Origin of the sequence: Citrobacter sp. 506 (assembly GCF_050434985.1) — a bacterium.
GTDB lineage: Bacteria > Pseudomonadota > Gammaproteobacteria > Enterobacterales > Enterobacteriaceae > Citrobacter > Citrobacter braakii.
The window spans coordinates 519,904-538,881 of sequence record NZ_JBNDJN010000003.1 but is presented as its reverse complement, the minus strand read 5'-3'; the positions used below and the strand labels follow the sequence as shown (position 1 = coordinate 538,881).

At 51.9% G+C, this 18,978-nt stretch carries 16 protein-coding genes; all 16 read right to left on the bottom strand.

The genetic code is table 11. The annotated features are described in order from the left end of the window. Nucleotides 1-54: 54 nt before the first annotated feature. Complete coding sequence (gene accA, locus ABIE10_RS15435; RefSeq protein WP_003018513.1) at nucleotides 55-1,014, bottom strand: acetyl-CoA carboxylase carboxyl transferase subunit alpha; 960 nt, start codon at nucleotides 1,012-1,014, stop codon at nucleotides 55-57. A 12-nt stretch (nucleotides 1,015-1,026) separates the two neighbouring features. After that, a complete protein-coding gene (dnaE, locus tag ABIE10_RS15430; protein WP_016151769.1) occupies nucleotides 1,027-4,509 on the bottom strand; it encodes a DNA polymerase III subunit alpha in 3,483 nt (1,160 codons plus the stop codon). Nucleotides 4,510-4,533: 24 nt separating this feature from the next. After that, nucleotides 4,534-5,130 (bottom strand): ribonuclease HII, encoded by a 597-nt coding sequence (gene rnhB, locus ABIE10_RS15425; RefSeq protein ID WP_019078405.1) that lies wholly within the window; start codon nucleotides 5,128-5,130, stop codon nucleotides 4,534-4,536. Beyond that, nucleotides 5,127-6,275, bottom strand: a complete 1,149-nt coding sequence (lpxB, locus tag ABIE10_RS15420; protein ID WP_080859352.1) for a lipid-A-disaccharide synthase — start codon at nucleotides 6,273-6,275, stop codon at nucleotides 5,127-5,129. The genes rnhB and lpxB overlap by 4 nt, the downstream gene beginning before the upstream one ends. After that, nucleotides 6,275-7,063, bottom strand: coding sequence for an acyl-ACP--UDP-N-acetylglucosamine O-acyltransferase (gene lpxA, locus ABIE10_RS15415; RefSeq protein WP_003018525.1), 789 nt, complete (start codon nucleotides 7,061-7,063; stop codon nucleotides 6,275-6,277). The genes lpxB and lpxA overlap by 1 nt, the downstream gene beginning before the upstream one ends. Before the next feature lie 3 nt (nucleotides 7,064-7,066). Beyond that, a complete protein-coding gene (fabZ, locus tag ABIE10_RS15410; protein WP_003018528.1) occupies nucleotides 7,067-7,522 on the bottom strand; it encodes a 3-hydroxyacyl-ACP dehydratase FabZ in 456 nt (151 codons plus the stop codon). Nucleotides 7,523-7,625: 103 nt separating this feature from the next. Further along, nucleotides 7,626-8,651, bottom strand: a complete 1,026-nt coding sequence (lpxD, locus tag ABIE10_RS15405) for a UDP-3-O-(3-hydroxymyristoyl)glucosamine N-acyltransferase (RefSeq protein WP_003018531.1) — start codon at nucleotides 8,649-8,651, stop codon at nucleotides 7,626-7,628. A 3-nt stretch (nucleotides 8,652-8,654) separates the two neighbouring features. Continuing rightward, nucleotides 8,655-9,140 carry a molecular chaperone Skp gene (gene skp / locus ABIE10_RS15400; protein ID WP_016151765.1) on the bottom strand — a complete coding sequence of 162 codons (486 nt, stop codon included), beginning with the start codon at nucleotides 9,138-9,140 and terminating at the stop codon, nucleotides 8,655-8,657. Between the two features lie 122 nt (nucleotides 9,141-9,262). Then, nucleotides 9,263-11,677 (bottom strand): outer membrane protein assembly factor BamA, encoded by a 2,415-nt coding sequence (gene bamA, locus ABIE10_RS15395; protein WP_016151764.1) that lies wholly within the window; start codon nucleotides 11,675-11,677, stop codon nucleotides 9,263-9,265. 29 nt (nucleotides 11,678-11,706) lie between these two features. Then, entirely contained in the window at nucleotides 11,707-13,059 is a 1,353-nt protein-coding gene (gene rseP, locus ABIE10_RS15390; RefSeq protein WP_016151763.1) for a sigma E protease regulator RseP, read from the bottom strand. An 11-nt stretch (nucleotides 13,060-13,070) separates the two neighbouring features. Next, entirely contained in the window at nucleotides 13,071-13,928 is an 858-nt protein-coding gene (gene cdsA, locus ABIE10_RS15385; RefSeq protein WP_429156233.1) for a phosphatidate cytidylyltransferase, read from the bottom strand. Nucleotides 13,929-13,940: 12 nt separating this feature from the next. Further along, nucleotides 13,941-14,699, bottom strand: coding sequence for a (2E,6E)-farnesyl-diphosphate-specific ditrans,polycis-undecaprenyl-diphosphate synthase (gene ispU / locus ABIE10_RS15380; protein WP_003018543.1), 759 nt, complete (start codon nucleotides 14,697-14,699; stop codon nucleotides 13,941-13,943). Nucleotides 14,700-15,011: 312 nt separating this feature from the next. Further along, nucleotides 15,012-16,208: a 1-deoxy-D-xylulose-5-phosphate reductoisomerase gene (gene ispC / locus ABIE10_RS15375; RefSeq protein ID WP_429156231.1), complete on the bottom strand. Its 1,197-nt coding sequence runs from the start codon at nucleotides 16,206-16,208 to the stop codon at nucleotides 15,012-15,014. Between the two features lie 218 nt (nucleotides 16,209-16,426). After that, complete coding sequence (gene frr / locus ABIE10_RS15370) at nucleotides 16,427-16,984, bottom strand: ribosome recycling factor (RefSeq protein ID WP_016151760.1); 558 nt, start codon at nucleotides 16,982-16,984, stop codon at nucleotides 16,427-16,429. Between the two features lie 139 nt (nucleotides 16,985-17,123). Then, entirely contained in the window at nucleotides 17,124-17,849 is a 726-nt protein-coding gene (gene pyrH, locus ABIE10_RS15365; RefSeq protein ID WP_005132114.1) for a UMP kinase, read from the bottom strand. A gap of 145 nt (nucleotides 17,850-17,994) precedes the next feature. Beyond that, entirely contained in the window at nucleotides 17,995-18,846 is an 852-nt protein-coding gene (gene tsf, locus ABIE10_RS15360) for a translation elongation factor Ts (RefSeq protein ID WP_003018551.1), read from the bottom strand. Nucleotides 18,847-18,978: the final 132 nt, after the last annotated feature.

Genomic DNA, 18,978 nt, shown 5'->3' with positions numbered 1-18,978 from the left:
CACAGGTAAAAAAAAGGGCCACAGCGTTGTGGCCCTTTTCAGAATTAATGCAGTTTACGCGTAACCGTAGCTCATCAGACGCTGGTAACGACGGTTTTTCAAATCATCTTTGCTTAACACGTCGAGGTCGGCGAGATCGGCCAGCAGTTGTGCTTTCAGGGACGCAGCCATCACTTCCGGGTTGCGGTGCGCGCCGCCCAGCGGTTCCGGGATGATAGAGTCGATAAGCTTCAGCTCTTTCAGACGCGGCGCGATAATCCCCATCGCTTCTGCGGCCAGCGGCGCTTTGTCGGCGCTTTTCCACAGAATGGAGGCACAACCTTCCGGGGAGATAACGGAATAGGTGCTGTATTGCAGCATATTCACTTTATCGCCTACGCCGATCGCCAGCGCGCCGCCGGAACCACCTTCACCAATAACGGTGCAGATTACCGGTACGCTCAGACGCGACATTTCACGCAGGTTGCGCGCAATCGCTTCAGACTGACCACGTTCTTCCGCGCCCACGCCCGGATAAGCCCCAGGGGTGTCGATGAAAGTAATGATCGGCATATTGAAACGCTCGGCCATTTCCATCAGACGCAGCGCTTTGCGATAGCCTTCCGGTGCCGGCATGCCGAAATTACGACGAATTTTTTCTTTGGTCTCACGGCCTTTCTGATGACCAATGATCATCACCGGACGACCATCCAGACGCGCGATGCCGCCGACAATAGCTTTATCATCCGCATAGGCGCGATCGCCCGCCAGCTCATCAAATTCATCAAATGCCAGGCGGACATAATCCAGGGTGTACGGACGCTGTGGATGGCGCGCCAACTGGGCTACCTGCCATGCGCCAAGATCGGCGAAGATTTTACGCGTCAGCTCTACGCTTTTTTCACGCAGACGATGCACTTCTTCATCGATGTTAATATCCAGTTTCTCATCCTGACGGCTAACCGCAGTCAGAGAATCGATTTTTGCTTCCAGCTCTGCAATCGGCTGTTCAAAATCAAGGAAATTCAGACTCATAGTATTCCTGTATTAGTCAAACTCCAGTTCCACCTGCTCCGAACCAATAAGGCCACGGAGATCGTTTAGCAAACGATCGCTCGGAGAGACACGCCACGTTGCGCCAAAACGCAATCGCGCACGTGCATCCGCCCTCTGATAGTAGAGATGTACTGGAATTGTCCCCGAGCGGTGGGGTTCCAGAGACTGACGGAGTCGGTTTAAAAGCTGGTCATCAATTTGCCTGTCCGTCAGCGAGATAGCAAGCCCGCGAGCATATTTTTCCCGGGCTTCGTCAATATCCATGACTTCACGGGCCATCATTTTAAGCCCGCCGCTGAAGTCATCAAAGCTGACCTGTCCGCTGACGATAAGTATGCGGTCTTTTTCCAGCAATTGCTGGTATTTATCCAGGGCGTCGGTAAACAACATAACTTCCAGACGCCCGGAACGGTCATCCAGGGTACAGATGCCGATACGATTGCCGCGCTTGGTGACCATTACCCGCGCAGCAATGACGAGCCCCGCAGCCGTGGTGACTTTACCACGTTCTGTCGGATGCATGTCTTTCAGCCTGTGGCCTCCAACATAGCGCTCAATTTCTTTTAAATACTGGTTGATGGGGTGTCCCGTCAGGTAAAGCCCTAACGTTTCACGTTCCCCTTCTAATACCACCTGCTCCGGCCACGGTGTACAGTTAGCATAAGACTGTTCAATTTGTTCCGGCTCTTCAGCCAGCACGCCAAACATGTCCGCCTGACCCGTTGCCTCGGCTTTCGCATGCTGATCGGCGGCTTTTAGCGCATCGTTGAGCGAATTCATCAGCGCCGCACGATGCGGACCAAGGCGGTCAAACGCCCCGGACATGATTAACTTTTCCAGCACCCGGCGGTTGAGTTTTTTGATGTCCGTGCGCGCACAGAGATCAAACAGCTCGCGGAAGTAACCGCCTTCGTTGCGCGCCTCAATAATAGCTTCAATTGGCCCTTCACCCACGCCTTTTATCGCGCCGATGCCATAGACAATTTCGCCATCATCATTCACGTGAAAATGATAAAGCCCGGAGTTGATGTCCGGCGGCAGGATTTTGAGCCCCATACGCCAGCATTCATCCACCAGCCCGACCACTTTCTCGGTGTTATCCATATCGGCGGTCATTACCGCCGCCATAAACTCGGCGGGGTAATGCGCCTTCAGCCATAGCGTCTGGTAAGAGACCAGCGCATAGGCAGCGGAGTGCGATTTGTTAAATCCGTAACCGGCGAATTTCTCCACCAGGTCAAAGATTTTCATCGCCAGTTCGCCGTCGACGCCGCGCTTTTTCGCCCCTTCTTCAAAGGTGCCGCGCTGCTTAGCCATTTCTTCCGGCTTTTTCTTACCCATCGCACGACGCAACATGTCCGCACCGCCAAGGGTATATCCGGACAGCTCCTGGGCAATCTGCATAACCTGTTCCTGATACAGGATAATGCCGTAGGTCGGCTCCAGTACCGGTTTCAGACACTCATGCTGCCATTGTACGTCCGGGTAGGAAATCTCTTCGCGACCATGCTTACGGTCGATAAAGTTATCTACCATCCCCGACTGTAGCGGACCAGGACGGAACAGGGCCACCAGGGCGATCATATCTTCGAAGCAGTCAGGCTGCAGACGTTTGATAAGATCTTTCATGCCGCGGGATTCTAGCTGGAAGACCGCCGTGGTCTCCGAGCGTTGCAGCATGTCGAAGCTTTTCTTGTCATCCAGCGGGATAGCGGCGATATCCAGCGGCGGCTCGCCGTTCTTTTCACGGCGCGCGTTAATCATTTCCAGCGCCCAGTTGATGATGGTGAGCGTACGCAGGCCGAGGAAGTCGAACTTCACAAGGCCGGCATATTCCACGTCGTTCTTATCAAACTGAGTAACCGGGTGCAGCCCCTGTTCATCGCAGTACAGCGGCGCAAAATCGGTAATTTTGGTCGGCGCGATAACTACACCACCGGCGTGTTTACCGGCGTTACGCGTGACGCCTTCCAGCTTACGCGCCATATCGATCAGCGCTTTAACCTCTTCATCTGCCTCATAGATTTCCGGCAGTTGGGGTTCGGCTTCAAAGGCTTTTGCCAGCGTCATGCCCGGATCGGGTGGCACCAGTTTCGAAATACGGTCAACGAAGCCGTACGGGTGTCCCAGAACGCGCCCCACGTCGCGGATAACCGCTTTGGCCGCCATCGTACCGAAGGTAATAATCTGCGAAACCGCATCACGACCGTACATTTCCGCCACGTGTTCAATTACCCGGTCGCGTTTCTCCATACAGAAGTCAACGTCGAAGTCGGGCATTGAGACACGTTCCGGGTTCAGGAATCGTTCGAACAGCAGGTCAAATTCCAGCGGATCCAGGTCGGTAATTTTCAGCGCATAGGCGACAAGCGAGCCGGCACCGGAACCACGTCCAGGGCCTACCGGTACGCCGTTATCTTTCGACCACTGGATAAATTCCATCACGATCAGGAAGTAGCCAGGAAATCCCATCTGGTTGATAACTTTCAGTTCAACTTCCAGACGTTCGTCATAAGGCGGGCGCTTCTGGGCGCGAACTTCAGGGTCCGGGAACAAAAACGCCAGACGCTCTTCCAGACCTTCGCGCGATTTCGCCACGAGGAAATCCTCGGTGGTCATATCACCGGTCGGGAACTGTGGCAGGAAATACTCACCCAGACGTACCGTCACGTTACAGCGCTTAGCTATCTCAACGGTGTTTTGCAGCGCTTCCGGAATATCGGAAAACAGCTCGCACATCTCATCTTCGCTACGCATGTACTGCTGCGGCGAATAATTACGCGGGCGTTTCGGGTCGTCAAGGGTGAACCCGTCATGGATTGCCACGCGGATTTCATGCGCGTCAAAATCACCGGTTTCAAGGAAACGAACATCGTTGGTCGCCACCACCGGAAGACCACGCCTTTCCGCCAGCTCTACCGCTGCATGCAGATAATTTTCTTCATCTTGCCTGCCGGTGCGGATAAGCTCGAGGAAGTAACAATTTGGAAAATGTTCTTCGTAAAACGCTACGCACTCATCAACCAGTGCGCTATTACCGCGCAGCAGGCTGCGCCCAACGTCGCCCATGCGGCCGCCGGAGAGCAAAATCAAACCTTCTTTTAACTCGGCCAGCCAATCCCGGTCGATGACCGGCCCTTCTGCGCCATAACCACGCTGATAGGCTTTCGATATCAACAACGTCAGGTTCTGATAGCCAGTATTGTTTGCGGCCAGCACGGTGAGCTGCGTGAGTTCATCGCCCAGCAGCTCGCTACGGACATGAAAATCTGCGCCAACTATCGGCTTGATACCCGCACCGTGACCCGCTCCGTAAAACTTCACCAGACCACACAGGTTGGTAAAATCGGTGATCGCCAGCGCAGGCATGCCTAACGCGGCCGCCTTTTTCACCAGAGGCCCGGTTTTCGCCAGCCCATCGATCATGGAGTAGTCGCTGTGCACCCGCAGGTGGACGAAACGAGGTTCAGACATCTTCAGATTCCTTCGACACAAGAATCAGGACGTGAGTCCCAGTGCGCGTTTGACGGGGCCAAAACTACGGCGATGGTGCTCTGTTGCGCCATGCATTGCCAACTTTTCCAGATGAAAAGCGGTTGGATAGCCTTTGTGCTGTGCAAAGCCATACTGCGGGAACACCGTATCCAGGGCCGCCATTTCAGCATCACGAGTAACTTTTGCCAGTATCGACGCCGCGCTAATCTCCGCCACACGGCTATCACCTTTTACCACCGCAAGCGATGGCACCGGTAATGCCGGGCAACGATTGCCGTCGATCAGTACGTATTCCGGCGCTATATGTAGACCCGCAACCGCACGCTGCATGGCCAACATGGTGGCATGTAAAATATTCAACTCGTCGATTTCATGTGGTTCCGCACGCCCCAGGCTCCAGCTTAACGCTTTTTCTTTAATCTCATCGAATAGCGCCAGGCGACGTTTTTCCGACAGTTTTTTTGAGTCGTTAAGACCGATAATAGGGCGAGCCGGATCCAGAATGACGGCGGCAGTGACGACCGCGCCGACCAAAGGACCACGTCCAACTTCATCTACACCCGCCACTAAATGCGTATGCGGATATACAAATTCAATCATTGCGCTAACTCCAGGACCGCATCCGCCGCCTGCTCATCAGCGTTGCAACGGATCTGCTGATGCAGTTCACGGAATGTGTCGTGCATTGCATGGCTGGTTTTGCCATTCGCCAGCAACGGCAACAGCGCTTGCGACAGCGCCTGCGGTTCGCACTCTTCCTGCAACAGCTCTTTAACCAGTTCTCTTCCCGCCAGCAGGTTAGGTAGCGAAACGTAATCGGTCTTCACCAGACGCTTTGCCAGCCAAAAGGTGAAAGGTTTCATACGATAGCCAACCACCATCGGGCATTTTGCCAGCATACATTCCAGCGCAGCGGTGCCGGAAGCCAGCAGTGCGGCATCGCTGGCAACCATCGCTTCACGTCCCATCCCATTAAGCAGATGTACGGAAAGCTCCGGTGCAACTTCAGCTTTAATGCGCTCAAACTGCTCGCGACGTTTGGCATTCACCAACGGCACTACCACTTCGAGATCTGGATAATGCTGGCGTAACAACTGCGCCGTTTTCAGAAAATCGGCGCTGAGCATCTCCACTTCTGCGCCACGGCTTCCTGGCAATAGCGCCAGGCAGTGAGCGTCATGGGGAATACCCAGAACATCGCGAGCCGCGTTTTTATCCGGGTCCAACGGCATGGCATCTGCCATGGTATGACCGATAAAGCGGCACGGGACGTTAAATTTGTCATAAAACGCTTTTTCGAAAGGCAGAAAGGCCAGCACCATATTGGTGGATCTGCCTATTTTGAAAACGCGTTTCTGTCGCCAGGCCCACACAGAGGGGCTGACGTAATGAATGGTTTTAATGCCCTGCTTTTTCAAATTCCCTTCGAGGGTAATATTGAAATCAGGCGCATCAATACCGACGAAAACATCCGGCTTTAAGTCGGTAAATCGGCGAGTGAGATCGGCGCGTATTTGCAGTAAACGGCGCAGGCGTCCGAGCACTTCAACAATGCCCATTACCGCCAGCTCTTCCATTTCGTACCAGGCTTCACAGCCTTCGGCCTGCATCAGCGGACCCGCCACGCCAACAAAACGCGCATTGGGAACGCGAGCCTTGAGTGCACGGATTAACCCTGCACCAAGAATATCGCCGGAGGTTTCTCCGGCGACGAGGGCAATCGTTAAAGGACGCTGCTCAGTCATTAACGAATCAGACCACGCGTTGAGCGCTCAAAGAAGTCGCTGAAAGCCTGAACTTCAGGGTACTGTTTCGCCAGTTCCGCGATTTCCGGTTTCACTTCTTCCAGCGTTTTACCGCTACGGTACAACGCTTTGTAGGCATTACGAATCGCGGTAATCGCTTCGCGGGTGAACCCACGACGCTTCAGACCTTCGATATTGACGCCAAATGGCGTTGCGTGGTTGCCCTGGGCGATAACGTATGGAGGCACGTCCTGAGCAACGCCAGAACAGCCGCCAACCATCACATGCGCGCCGATGATGCAGAACTGATGCACCGCAGTCATGCCGCCGATGATAACAAAATCATCCAGCGATACATGCCCGGCAAGCGTGGCGTTATTCGCCAGAATACAGCGGTTGCCTACCGTACAATCATGCGCGACGTGCGCATTAATCATCAGTAAGTTATCGCTGCCCACCTTCGTCACTCCACCGCCCTGCACTGTGCCACGATGAATGGTGACGCTTTCGCGGATGCGGTTGCGATCGCCAATTTCCACGCGGGTCGGTTCGCCAGCATATTTCAGATCTTGGTTAACTTCACCGATGGAGGCAAACTGATAGATCTCGTTATCGCGACCAATTTTTGTATGGCCATTCACGACAACGTGAGACTTCAGTACGGTACCCTCACCAATTTCAACATGGGGTCCAACAATACAAAATGGGCCAATGTGAGCGTTAGCGCCAATGCTGGCGCCTTCTTCCACAATGGCAGTTGGGTGAATAAAGGCGGATTTATCAATCACGTATCAGGCCTCCCGGCTACGGGCACACATCATCGTTGCTTCGCACACAACTTTACCGTCGACCAGCGCAACCCCTTTAAAACGGGTCAGGCCGCGGCGCGTTTTCTCGAAAGTCACTTCCATGATCATCTGATCGCCTGGCACGACAGGACGCTTAAAGCGCGCTTCGTCAATACCCGCAAAATAGTACAGTTCACCTGGTTCCAGTTTCCCTACGCTTTTAAACGCAAGGATACCGGTGGCCTGCGCCATTGCTTCCAGAATCAGTACGCCTGGGAAAATAGGTTTACCCGGGAAGTGGCCCTGGAAGAAAGGCTCGTTAACAGATACATTTTTCACTGCGCGCAGAAAGCGACCTTCTTCAAAATCCAGCACGCGGTCAACCAGCAGAAACGGAAAACGGTGCGGCAGAAGTTCTAAAATCTCTTCAATATGCAGAGTATGAGTGTTAGTAGTCAAAATACTCTTCCTGTCAAAATATACTAAAAGGCAATAATAACACGGCCTGTCGCAATCATATGAATGGGACAGGCCGAAAAGTCAGACATGCAAAAACGGTGCTTTAGTCTTGTTGATTAACCTTGCGCTCAATCGCTTTGAGACGCTTGCTCATATCATCAATATTCATCACCAGTGCAGCTGTTTTACGCCATACCTTATTGGGCTGTAGCGGAATGCCTGAGGAATAGACGCCAGGTTCGGTGATAGGACGCATCACCATACCCATGCCAGTAACCGTGACTTTATCGCATATTTCCATATGCCCATTGATCACGCTGGCGCCGCCAATCATGCAGTAACGGCCAATCTTCAGGCTACCCGCCATAATGACGCCACCGGCTACCGCCGTATTGTCGCCAATCACAACGTTATGCGCAATCTGGCACTGGTTATCAATGATAACACCATTACCGATCACAGTATCGTCCAGCGCACCACGGTCAATGGTGGTACAAGCGCCGATCTCGACGCGATCGCCGATAATCACGCGACCAAGCTGCGGGATCTTCACCCAGTTACCGCGATCGTTCGCGTAACCAAATCCATCAGATCCGACGACAGTGCTGGACTGGATCAGGCAATTCTCACCGATCTGAATGTCGTGGTAAATCGTCACATTCGCCCACAAGCGTGAACCTGCGCCGATTTTAGTATTTTTTCCGACGAAGCAGCCTGCGCCGATAACGACGTTATCGCCCAGTTCTACGCCAGACTCAATGACCGCATTTGCGCCCACAGAAACATTATTACCCAGCTTCGCCGTCGCATCGATCACTGCACTCGGTGCAATGTTTTGTGCGGGCTGCGGCGTGGTATCTAAGATTTGCGCCATACGTGCATAGGTCAGGTAGGGATTCTTCACTACCAGCGCTGCACTCTTAGCAAAAGGAAGATCGTCCTGCGTCATCACAACGGCAGAGGCCTGGCATACGCCTAAGTGTTCACGGTACTTAGGATTCACCATGAACGTGATATTGCCAGTTTGCGCAGATTGCATGGACGCTACGCCGGTGATGACGATATCGCCATCACCGTGTAATTCTGCATCCAACTGCTCTGCTAAATCAGCCAGTCGAATTGAAGGCATTACTTATTTAACCTGTTTCAGTACGTCAGCGGTGATGTCTTTTACATCGCTGCTGTTGTATGCAACGGTGTTTGCGTCAACAACCAGATCGATGCTCTGACTGTTAGCAACAGATTTCACAGCTGTCTGGATACGAGTAACCAGTTTGCCACGTTCTTCGTTGGAACGACGCGCACGATCCTGCTCAAAAGCCTGAGCTTTCTGAGAGAAAGTCTGACGCTGAGCCATGACGTCTTTTTCCAGCTTAGTACGATCGCTACCCGCTTTCATGGATTGCAGACGCTGCATTTTAGATTGCAGATCAGATTCCATACGCTGCAGTTCGCTGGCACGGCCTTTGAACTCGTTTTCCAGCGTAGCAGAAACGCCCGTCTTCTGTGCAACCTGTTGGAACAAGCTACCCATGTTGACGATTGCAATTTTGTCAGCAGCCTGTGCGGACGTTGCCATCGCTAAACCGAGACCTGCAGCTAATAACCACTTTTTCACAATTAACTCCTTACCATCCCATTTGCACCCGAAGGTACAGTTCTTTGCGTGGCCAGGCGATCCCATGCAAGATCGCCTAAAGTCATCGCTACACTACCACTACATTCCTTTGCGAAGAACAATTACCAGGTTTTACCAATGTTAAACTGGAACTGTTCCGCTTTGTCTCCATCGTACTTCTTGAACGGCTGGGCGTAGGAGAAAACCAACGGCCCCAATGGGGACATCCATTGTAAAGCGATACCCGCTGACATACGGATATTGTTCGGATCGCTGTAGTCCGGATAACCAGAGTACTTAGCTGAATCCCAGTTCGTATCCCAAACGGTACCCATATCCCAGAAGAATGAGGTACGGACCGAATTGGCATACTTGTCGCTGATAAACGGCGTCGGGGTAATAAATTCCAGGCTGGCGACAGCCATGGCGTTACCGCCCACCGCATCATCCGATTTACACGGTGAAGTATTGGTGGCGTCACATTCGTTATCGTAATCGCTATCGTTGTTATAACGATTAGCCGGTAAATAGACAGCCTTTGGACCGATGGTGTTGGACTGGAAACCACGCACGGTGCTGGAACCACCGGCATAGAAGTTCTCGTAGAACGGCATCTCTTTGCTGCCGATGCCGTCACCATAGCCCCACTTCGTGCGACCCAGAACAACCCATTTGTGATCGTCATCGATCGGCACATAGGTCGCGGTATCCAACGTCGCTTTGTAGTATTCGTTGTCAGAACCCGGAATGGTTACTTTACCGTTCAGGTTGACACGCGTACCTTCCGTTGGGAAGTACCCACGGTCCAGCTTGTTATATGTCCACCCATAGTTGAAGGTGAAATCGTCTGATTTAAAGCTATCAGCGTCAGGATCCTTACCCATTGAAACCAGATAACGTTGCATTGCAACCTGTGGATCCATGTTAGACAAGGAGTTATGCACATAACCCACACCCGCACGCAAGGTGTTGTATTCGTTGATCGGGAAGCCGAGCGTTGCGTCAGTACCATAACTTTTGTTGGTATAGTCGGACAGGTCTGCATCATCCGCTTTAAAGTCATTGTAGAAAACGCGACCACCAAGGCTCACCCCATCAACGGTGAAATATGGGTTGGTGACAGACAACTCAGTATAGGTCTGATAGTCGTTTTTGGTGCCGTTGATGCCGACTGAATAACCGGTACCTAACCAGTTATCTTGCTGAACGCCAGCCTGGAAGCTCACGCCGCTTTCAGTACCGTAACCAACGCCGAAGTTAAAGCTACCGGTGTTACGCTCTTTGACCTTATAGACCACATCAACCTGATCCGGGCTACCCGGTACACGCTGAGTATCGGTATCGACAGTTTCAAAGTAACCCAGACGGTTCAGACGCTCTTTACCCTGATCGACCAGATCGCTACCCAACCAGGCACCTTCCATCTGGCGCATTTCGCGACGCAGAACGGAATCTTTAGAGGTGTCGTTACCTTCAAAACGAATCTTACGCACGTAGAAACGGTTACCTGCATCCACGTTTACGCGTAATTTAACGGTTTTGTCGGCGTCGTTGATTTCAGGTTGCGACTGTACGCGCGGATAGGCATAGCCATAGCGACCCAGAAGCTTCTTGATATCATCTTCCATTTTGGTCACTTTGGTGCCGTTATAGAGTTCGCCTGGCTCGATTTTGGTCAGGGTCTCAATTTCGGCGGAGTGCCCAGCCAGGTTACCGCTCACCTGTACCCCTGAAAGCTTGTATTGATCGCCTTCAGTGATGTTAACGGTAATGTAGATCCCTTTTTTATCCGGCGTCAGACTAACTTGGGTGGAATCGATATTGAAGCGGGCATAACCGCGATCCAGATAGTAGCTGCGCAAGGTTTCAAGATCGCCCGCCAGTTTCTGTTTCTGGTATTTACGATCGCCCACCACGTTCCACCACGGCACTTCATCACGCAGTTGGAAGTGAGAGATCAGTTCGTCGGTCGAGAAAGCATGGTTGCCGACGATATTGATCTGTTGGATCTTCGCCGAAACGCCTTCCTGGAAGACCAGCTTGAGGTCAACGCGGTTACGCGGCAACGGCGTTACCACCGCTTTCACACTGGCGCTGTACTTACCGACGCTATAGTAGAAATCTTCCAGCCCTTTTTCGATATCGGCTAGCGTGGTGCGATCCAGAGACTCGCCAACACGCACACCAGAAGCCTCGAGGTTTTGCTTGAGCATGTCATCTTTCACCGATTTGTTACCGGAGAAAGTGATGCTGGCAATCGTCGGACGTTCTTTTACCTGAACCAGAAGGGTATCACCATCGCGCAGGACGCGGACATCCTCAAAGTTACCGGTGGCGAACAGAGCACGAATGGTATTACTGATGTCTTCATCATTAACCGTGTCGCCTGTGCGCACCGGCATACTGAGGAGAGCCGCACCAACGGCGACTCGCTGTAGGCCTTCGAAATGAATGTCCTTCACTACGAACCCTTCAGCACCGTATACGGTGGCGCTGCTAAACAGCAGCGACGCTATGAGCAACTTTTTCATCGCCATCGTTATTATGCGTTCTTCCTAACACTCTCTTACAACCGAGAGAAATCATTGAAAAGTGCAAGCCCCATTAACAACACCAGCAAGATAGAGCCAATGCGATAACTAAAGTCTTGAACCCGCTCGGATACCGGACCGCCCTTCAGCTTTTCAATCGCCAGGAACAGCAGATGCCCCCCGTCAAGAACGGGCAACGGAAACAGGTTGATTATCCCTAAGTTCACGCTGATAAGCGCAAGGAACATCAGGTAATAAATAACCCCGAACTCCGCTGACATCCCAGCCCCCTGGGCGATAGAAATCGGCCCACTGAGGTTGTTCAGTTTTACATCACCGGTAATCAATTTTCCCAGCATACTGACCGTCAGCTTCATCAACTGCCACGTTTTATCCGAGGCTTCGAGGATGGCGCTGAATGGCCCATACTGGCGTACAGTCTTATACTCATCAGGCAGAGGAATAACTTTAGGCACCACGCCCGCAAAACCCTCTGCCTTCCCGTTAACCTGTTTTGAATCTGGGGTTAACGTTAAAGACAAGGAACTTCCTTGTCTTTCAATATCTAGCGCTAACGGCTTATCCGGATTATCGCGCACCAGCGTCACGAACGTCATCCATTGCGTCAGCGGCTGACCATTGACTTTAACGATCCTGTCGCCAGCTTGCAAACCCGCCTTACTTGCAGCGGAGTTTACCTGCACTTCTGACAGCACCGATTCAATCTGCGGACCGCGTGGGCGAATCCCTAAACTGGAAACAGGATCCTCTTTGTCTGGCTCAAATGCCCAATGGCGTAAATCCAGCGTTTTGTCCTGCCGCTGGTTGCTGCCAAACTGCGCCACGCTGAGAGTCGTATGTTCATCGCCAATTTTGGATACCAGTTGTAATCGCACGGCATCCCAATCAGGGGTTTCGATACCATCAACCGCTTTTAGTTCCGTACCCGGCTGAATTTGCGCCTGTGCGGCAATCGAGTTGGGTGTTATTTCACCAACAACCGGACGAACGCCAGGGACACCGATGATAAACACCAGCCAATACGCGAAAATAGCAAAAAGGAAGTTGGCAATCGGACCTGCGGCGATGATGGCTGCGCGTTGTCCAACCGTTTTATTGTTGAAAGCGTAATGGCGCAGCTCCGGTGCGACCGGTTCAGCGCGCTCATCCAGCATTTTGACGTAACCGCCGAGGGGAATCAGGGCGATGACGTATTCCGTACCTGATTTATCGGTACGCCGCCAAAGCGCTTTTCCAAAGCCAATGGAAAAGCGTTCGACGCGGACTCCGCAGCGCCGTGCAACCCAGAAATGACCAAATTCATGCACGGTGATAAGCACACCAAGTGCAACGATGAATGCAGCCAGATTCCAGAGAATACTCAGCATAAGACCATCCGTTAGAGCGTCCTGAATACCAGTAACAACAGGCAGGCAAAGACCGGTACCGCAGCCGTCAGGCTATCAATACGATCCAAAATACCGCCGTGTCCTGGTATTAAGTGACCACTGTCCTTAATACCTGCTTCACGCTTAAACATACTCTCGGTCAGGTCACCCAGCACGGAGGCCAGGGCTGCAACGATGGAGCAAATAAGCAAGGTGACAGGCGCAACCTCAAGATTCGCCCACATGCCATAACCCCATGAGATCACGGCCGCAGTGGCGAGTCCGCCAATAAAACCCTGCCAGGTTTTACCAGGAGAAACCTTCGGCGCCAGCTTATGTTTGCCAAACAACTTACCAAACATATAGGCACCCGAGTCCGCTCCCCAGACGAGGATCATGACATACAGCAGCCATAGCGCGCCACTATAATGATTCTCATCATAGTGCCATGCACGTAACGCCAGCATTCCCCAAAAGAAAGGGACTATGGTTAACACGCCGAAAATTATGCGTAATGTTTTGGAATTACGCCAGACCGACGCAGAGCCGGGATAAAACAGCACCAGTAACAGCGCCACGACCCACCAGCCCAGCGACGCCCACAGCGATACTTCAACCAGCGGCTGATGAATACTGCGATGGTATTCCGGCAACAAAAATAGCATCAGTGCCAGCAATAGCCCGCACAAAACAGCCAGCCAGACTCGCTGCGTACGCGTGGTAAAACCGCTTAACTGTCCCCATTCCCAGGCGGCCAGCATACAGACGGCCAGCGTAACAATGGCGAACCCCACCGGCGGCAGCAAAAACAGCGCCGCGATGACAACGGGTATTAAAACAAAAGCAGAAATCAGGCGATACTTCAGCAAAAGCGACCCCCATCAGGCTTTTTCATCACCGGGCTCGGTGCCGCCGAAACGACGCTCACGATTAGCAAAGGCATGCAGCGCACCTTCAAAGTCTTGTTCATCGAAATCGGGCCAGAGAACATCCGTAAAGTAAAGTTCGGCATAGGCAATTTGCCACAACAGAAAATTACTAATTCGATGCTCTCCCCCAGTCCTTATCACTAAATCCACAGGAGCCAGTTCATGCATACAAATTTGCTGCCCCAGCATCTCTTCATCGATTTGCTCTGGACGCAGCAGACCATCCTGCACCTGTTGTGCCAGTTGTCTGACTCCCTGGACTATATCCCACCGTCCACCGTAATTCGCTGCAATATTTAGCGTCAACCCGGTATTCTGGGCGGTAATCGCTTCTGATTTGCGAATCCGTTCTTGTAAACGTGAGTTAAATCGACTGATATCCCCGATAATACGCAGACGTACGTTATGGCGGTGCAGGTTTTTCACTTCGCTATCAAGCGCCCACACAAACAGCTCCATTAACGCGCTCACTTCCTGCGCAGGTCGGTTCCAGTTCTCACTGCTAAAGGCATACAGCGTTAACGCATCAATACCGTTATTGGCAGCAAAAGAGACAGCCCGGCGGACGGACTTTGCTCCGGCCTTATGTCCAAAGGCGCGAATCTTCCCTTGCTTTTTCGCCCAGCGGCCATTGCCATCCATGATAATTGCTACATGGCGACAACCATGTGCTGGCAAATTTTCGCTTAATGGTTTAGTTGCAGACAACATAACGCGTTTTTAGTCCCTGAAAGGATTATACGGTACTCAGGAATACTGAAGCCTTTTGCGCTTCATCCTTCAGGCTGCTCCTTCGTTGGCTGTGATCTTCGCCCCAGTCACATACTCTTTGTATGCTCCAGGGGACTCATCCACTTGCCACCTTGATGCAACCTGAATGATTTTGTGCATCCACAAAAAAGCCGTGTCAAACCACGGCTTACCCGACCGAAAAAAAACAAATACCCGCGATCGAGTGGCGCAGACTATATCACTGAAGCCCAACGCTAACAAATAGCGCGATTCTCCGAGGAGGGATTATCATCAGCTTGAGCGTCGCATCACTTCTTTTCTGGCGACTTCCCGCGCGATAGCATCAACCTTCAGCACGTCATCAACGCTCTGTGGCTCCTGCAAATCCATCTTATCCAGTACGGATAAATTCAGGTCAGCAATATCGGTAAATCGGATCTGCTGCGCCAGGAATGCGGCAACGGTAATTTCATTCGCTGCGTTCAAAGCGGTCGTCGCCGCCTGCCCTTGCTCAAACGCGTCCATCGCCAGTTTCAGGCATGGATAACGCTGGTAATCAGGTGCGGAAAACGTCAACGCACTGAGCTTGCAAAAGTCGACAGGCTTAACGCCGGACGTCACTCGTTCTGGCCATGCCATCGTATGAGCAATAGGTGTACGCATATCAGGTTCCCCCAACTGCGCCAGAACGCTACCATCCTGATAACGCACCATCGAATGAATAACCGACTGCGGGTGAATCAGCACTTCCATCTGGCTTGCATTGGCATTAAATAACCAACGCGCTTCAATGTATTCCAGACCTTTATTCATCATGGTGGCTGAATCGACAGAGATTTTTCGTCCCATCGACCAATTCGGATGACGACATGCCTGATCGGGGGTCATAGAAACCAGATCGCGCAATGCCGTTTCACGGAAAGGGCCACCAGACCCGGTAAGCAAAACTGATATGACGCCATTTTGCTCAAGGTCAGCGTATCCCAGATTGTGTTGGATACGTTGCGGTAAACTCTGAAAAATCGCGTTATGTTCGCTATCTACCGGCAAAAGCTGTGCTTTGTGGCGTTGCACGTCGTCCATAAACAGACGCCCGCAGGTCACCAGAGACTCTTTATTCGCCAGCAAAATGCTTTTGCCCGCGCGGATTGCCGCCAGCGTCGGTAGCAAGCCCGCCGCGCCGACAATCGCCGCCATAACCTGATCAACATCATCCAGCGCAGCCATATCACAGGCAGCCTGCTGCCCGCTCATAACCTCAGTACGACTGCCCTGCTCCAGCAGAGCTGCTTTTACCAACGCAGCGCTTTTTTCATCGTCCATTACCGCATAGCGAGGAGAAAATTCCAGACATTGCTCAACCATACGGACGACATTTTTACCCGCCACCAACGCAGCAACGCGAAATTTTTCCGGGTTATGGCGTACTACATCCAGCGTACTGCAACCAATGGAACCGGTTGATCCCAGGATGGTTAATTGCTTCATCAGACATCCAGAAGAATTTTACTCGTCATATTTCAAGTTGCATGTACGTTGGCTCTCCTCGTACACCCCTGTCACGCACGGGTGTACGCTCCCGGGGATGCCCTACGTCGCCGCCTTCCTGCAACTCGAATATTTAGAGTATATAGACAGAAAAAAGCAAAACGCCGCCATCCAGCCTTCTCAGGCTTTCTAAGCGGCGTTTTTAGCGTACAGGCGAATCAGAACTGCATCAGTTCCGTTTCTTTCTCTGCCAGCGCCGCATCAACTTTCTTGATAGCTGCGTCAGTCAGTTTCTGTACGTCGTCCTGAGAACGGCGATCGTCATCTTCGCTGATCTCTTTTTCTTTCAACAACGCTTTCACTTTGTCGTTGGCATCGCGGCGTACGTTACGTACGGCAACGCGCGCGCCTTCAGCTTCGCCACGCACGATCTTGGTCAGATCTTTACGACGTTCTTCAGTCAGCGGCGGCAGCGGAACGCGGATGTCGGAACCCGCAGAGCTTGGATTCAGACCGAGGTCGGAAGCCATAATTGCTTTCTCAACGGCTGGCCCCATAGAACGGTCGAACACGTTGATTTTCAGGGTACGGGAATCTTCAACCGTTACGCTTGCCAGCTGGCGCAGCGGGGTCGGTGTGCCGTAATATTCCACGACAATACCATCCAGCAGGCTAGGAGAAGCACGGCCCGTGCGAATTTTGCTGATTTGGTTTTTGAACGCTTCGACGCATTTGTCCATGCGTACTTCAGCATCTTTTCTGATATCGTTGATCACGTTACGAATCCTTGAAAGCTTGTTTCAGTCAGACCATACCCACCACGCAAGATGTGACAAGTATAGTCTTGATTAATTTTGAGGGACGTATCCCGCGACATTAAAGCGGAATATTACCTGCATTTAGCCGCAACGGGAATTATTCCGTGATTAACGTGCCTTCTTTTTCACCCATAACAACACGGCGCAGCGCACCCGGTTTGTTCATGTTAAAGACACGAATCGGTAATTTGTGGTCACGAGCCAGTGTAAACGCCGCAAGATCCATCACTTTCAGCTCTTTATCCAGTACTTCAGCATAGGTCAACTGTTCGTACATAGTCGCCGTTGGATCTTTAGCCGGGTCAGCCGTAAATACGCCATCGACTTTGGTGGCTTTCAGTACCACATCCGCTTCAATTTCAATACCACGCAGGCAAGCCGCAGAGTCGGTAGTGAAGAACGGATTGCCAGTACCCGCAGACAAAATAACAACGCGGTTGTTACGCAGCAGGCTGATTGCTTCCGCCCAGCTGTAGTTATCACACACGCCATTCAGAGGAATTGCGGACATCAAGCGAGCGTTCACATAGGCGCGGTGAAGCGCATCGCGCATCGCCAGACCGTTCATGACGGTGGCTAACATGCCCATGTGGTCGCCCACAACGCGGTTCATCCCTGCTTTCGCCAGACCAGCGCCACGGAACAGGTTACCACCACCAATCACTACGCCAACCTGGATACCCAGCTCAACCAGCTCTTTGATTTCCTGAGCCATACGGTCAAGGATGCTTGCATCAATACCGAAGCCTTCTGAACCTTGCAGAGCTTCGCCACTTAACTTAAGCAGAATACGTTTGTAGACGGGTTTTGCATTGGTAGCCATGTTTCTTTCCTGAGACTGTCAACGAATGAGATGAATTAATTCCGGCGACATTGTATGTCGCTTTTCAGCATGACCACTATAGCGGTTCGCTGAATTTACAAGCCAGACACAAAAAGAAGCCGCCCTCAGGCGGCTCCTTTAAAAATTAAGACTGCTTGGACATCGCAGCAACTTCTGCTGCAAAGTCAGTCTCAACTTTTTCGATGCCTTCGCCCACTTCAAAGCGGATGAAGCCAGTTACGTCAGCATTGTGCTCTTTCAGCAGCTGACCAACAGATTTGCTCGGCTCCATAACGAAAGGCTGGCCGGTCAGAGAAACTTCGCCGGTGAATTTCTTCATACGGCCTTCAACCATTTTCTCTGCGATTTCTTTCGGCTTACCAGACTGCATCGCGATGTCCAGCTGAACCTGGTATTCTTTCTCTACCACTTCAGCAGAAACGTCTTCCGGCTTAACGAATTCTGGTTTGCTTGCAGCAACGTGCATTGCCAGCTGTTTAACCAGCTCTTCGTCAGCGCCAGTTGCAGCAACCAGAACACCGATACGAGCACCGTGCTGGTAGTTACCCAGAACTTCGCCTTCCAGGGAAGCAACGCGACGGATGTTGATGTTCTCACCGATTTTAGCAACCAGAGCAACACGTTCTTCTTCGAACTGCGCTTTCAGAACTTCAACGTCAGTGATTTTGCCAGCAACGGCAGCGTCCAGTACTTTGTCAGCAAATGCCTGGAAACCAGCATCTTTAGCAACGAAGTCAGTCTGGCAGTTAACTTCCAGAATGAAAGCGATGTTGCCGTCGATTTTGGTTTTGATTACGCCGTCAGCAGCAACGTTGCCTGCTTTTTTCGCCGCTTTGATTGCGCCGGACTTACGCATGTTTTCGATTGCCAGCTCGATGTCGCCATTAGCTTCAGTCAGTGCTTTTTTGCAATCCATCATGCCTGCGCCAGTACGCTCACGCAGCTCTTTTACCAGGGATGCGGTAATTTCAGCCATTCTAAAATCCTCGGAAGATTTGATCTGCCCGGCATGAAACCGCACAGATTTAAAAGTGAAAAAGGGGCCTAAAGGGCCCCTAACCAAACGTGATACTACCTGGTTTATAAGGGGGCTCGAACGAGCGTGCCT

Bases quoted from the DNA above. Each gene is read 5' to 3' on its own strand.
- accA (WP_003018513.1), bottom strand. From the start codon at position 1,014: ATGAGTCTGAATTTCCTTGATTTTGAACAGCCGATTGCAGAGCTGGAA.
- dnaE (WP_016151769.1), bottom strand. From the start codon at position 4,509: ATGTCTGAACCTCGTTTCGTCCACCTGCGGGTGCACAGCGACTACTCC.
- rnhB (WP_019078405.1), bottom strand. From the start codon at position 5,130: ATGATTGAATTTGTATATCCGCATACGCATTTAGTGGCGGGTGTAGAT.
- lpxB (WP_080859352.1), bottom strand. From the start codon at position 6,275: ATGACTGAGCAGCGTCCTTTAACGATTGCCCTCGTCGCCGGAGAAACC.
- lpxD (WP_003018531.1), bottom strand. From the start codon at position 8,651: ATGCCTTCAATTCGACTGGCTGATTTAGCAGAGCAGTTGGATGCAGAA.
- bamA (WP_016151764.1), bottom strand. From the start codon at position 11,677: ATGGCGATGAAAAAGTTGCTCATAGCGTCGCTGCTGTTTAGCAGCGCC.
- rseP (WP_016151763.1), bottom strand. From the start codon at position 13,059: ATGCTGAGTATTCTCTGGAATCTGGCTGCATTCATCGTTGCACTTGGT.
- ispU (WP_003018543.1), bottom strand. From the start codon at position 14,699: ATGTTGTCTGCAACTAAACCATTAAGCGAAAATTTGCCAGCACATGGT.
- ispC (WP_429156231.1), bottom strand. From the start codon at position 16,208: ATGAAGCAATTAACCATCCTGGGATCAACCGGTTCCATTGGTTGCAGT.
- pyrH (WP_005132114.1), bottom strand. From the start codon at position 17,849: ATGGCTACCAATGCAAAACCCGTCTACAAACGTATTCTGCTTAAGTTA.
- tsf (WP_003018551.1), bottom strand. From the start codon at position 18,846: ATGGCTGAAATTACCGCATCCCTGGTAAAAGAGCTGCGTGAGCGTACT.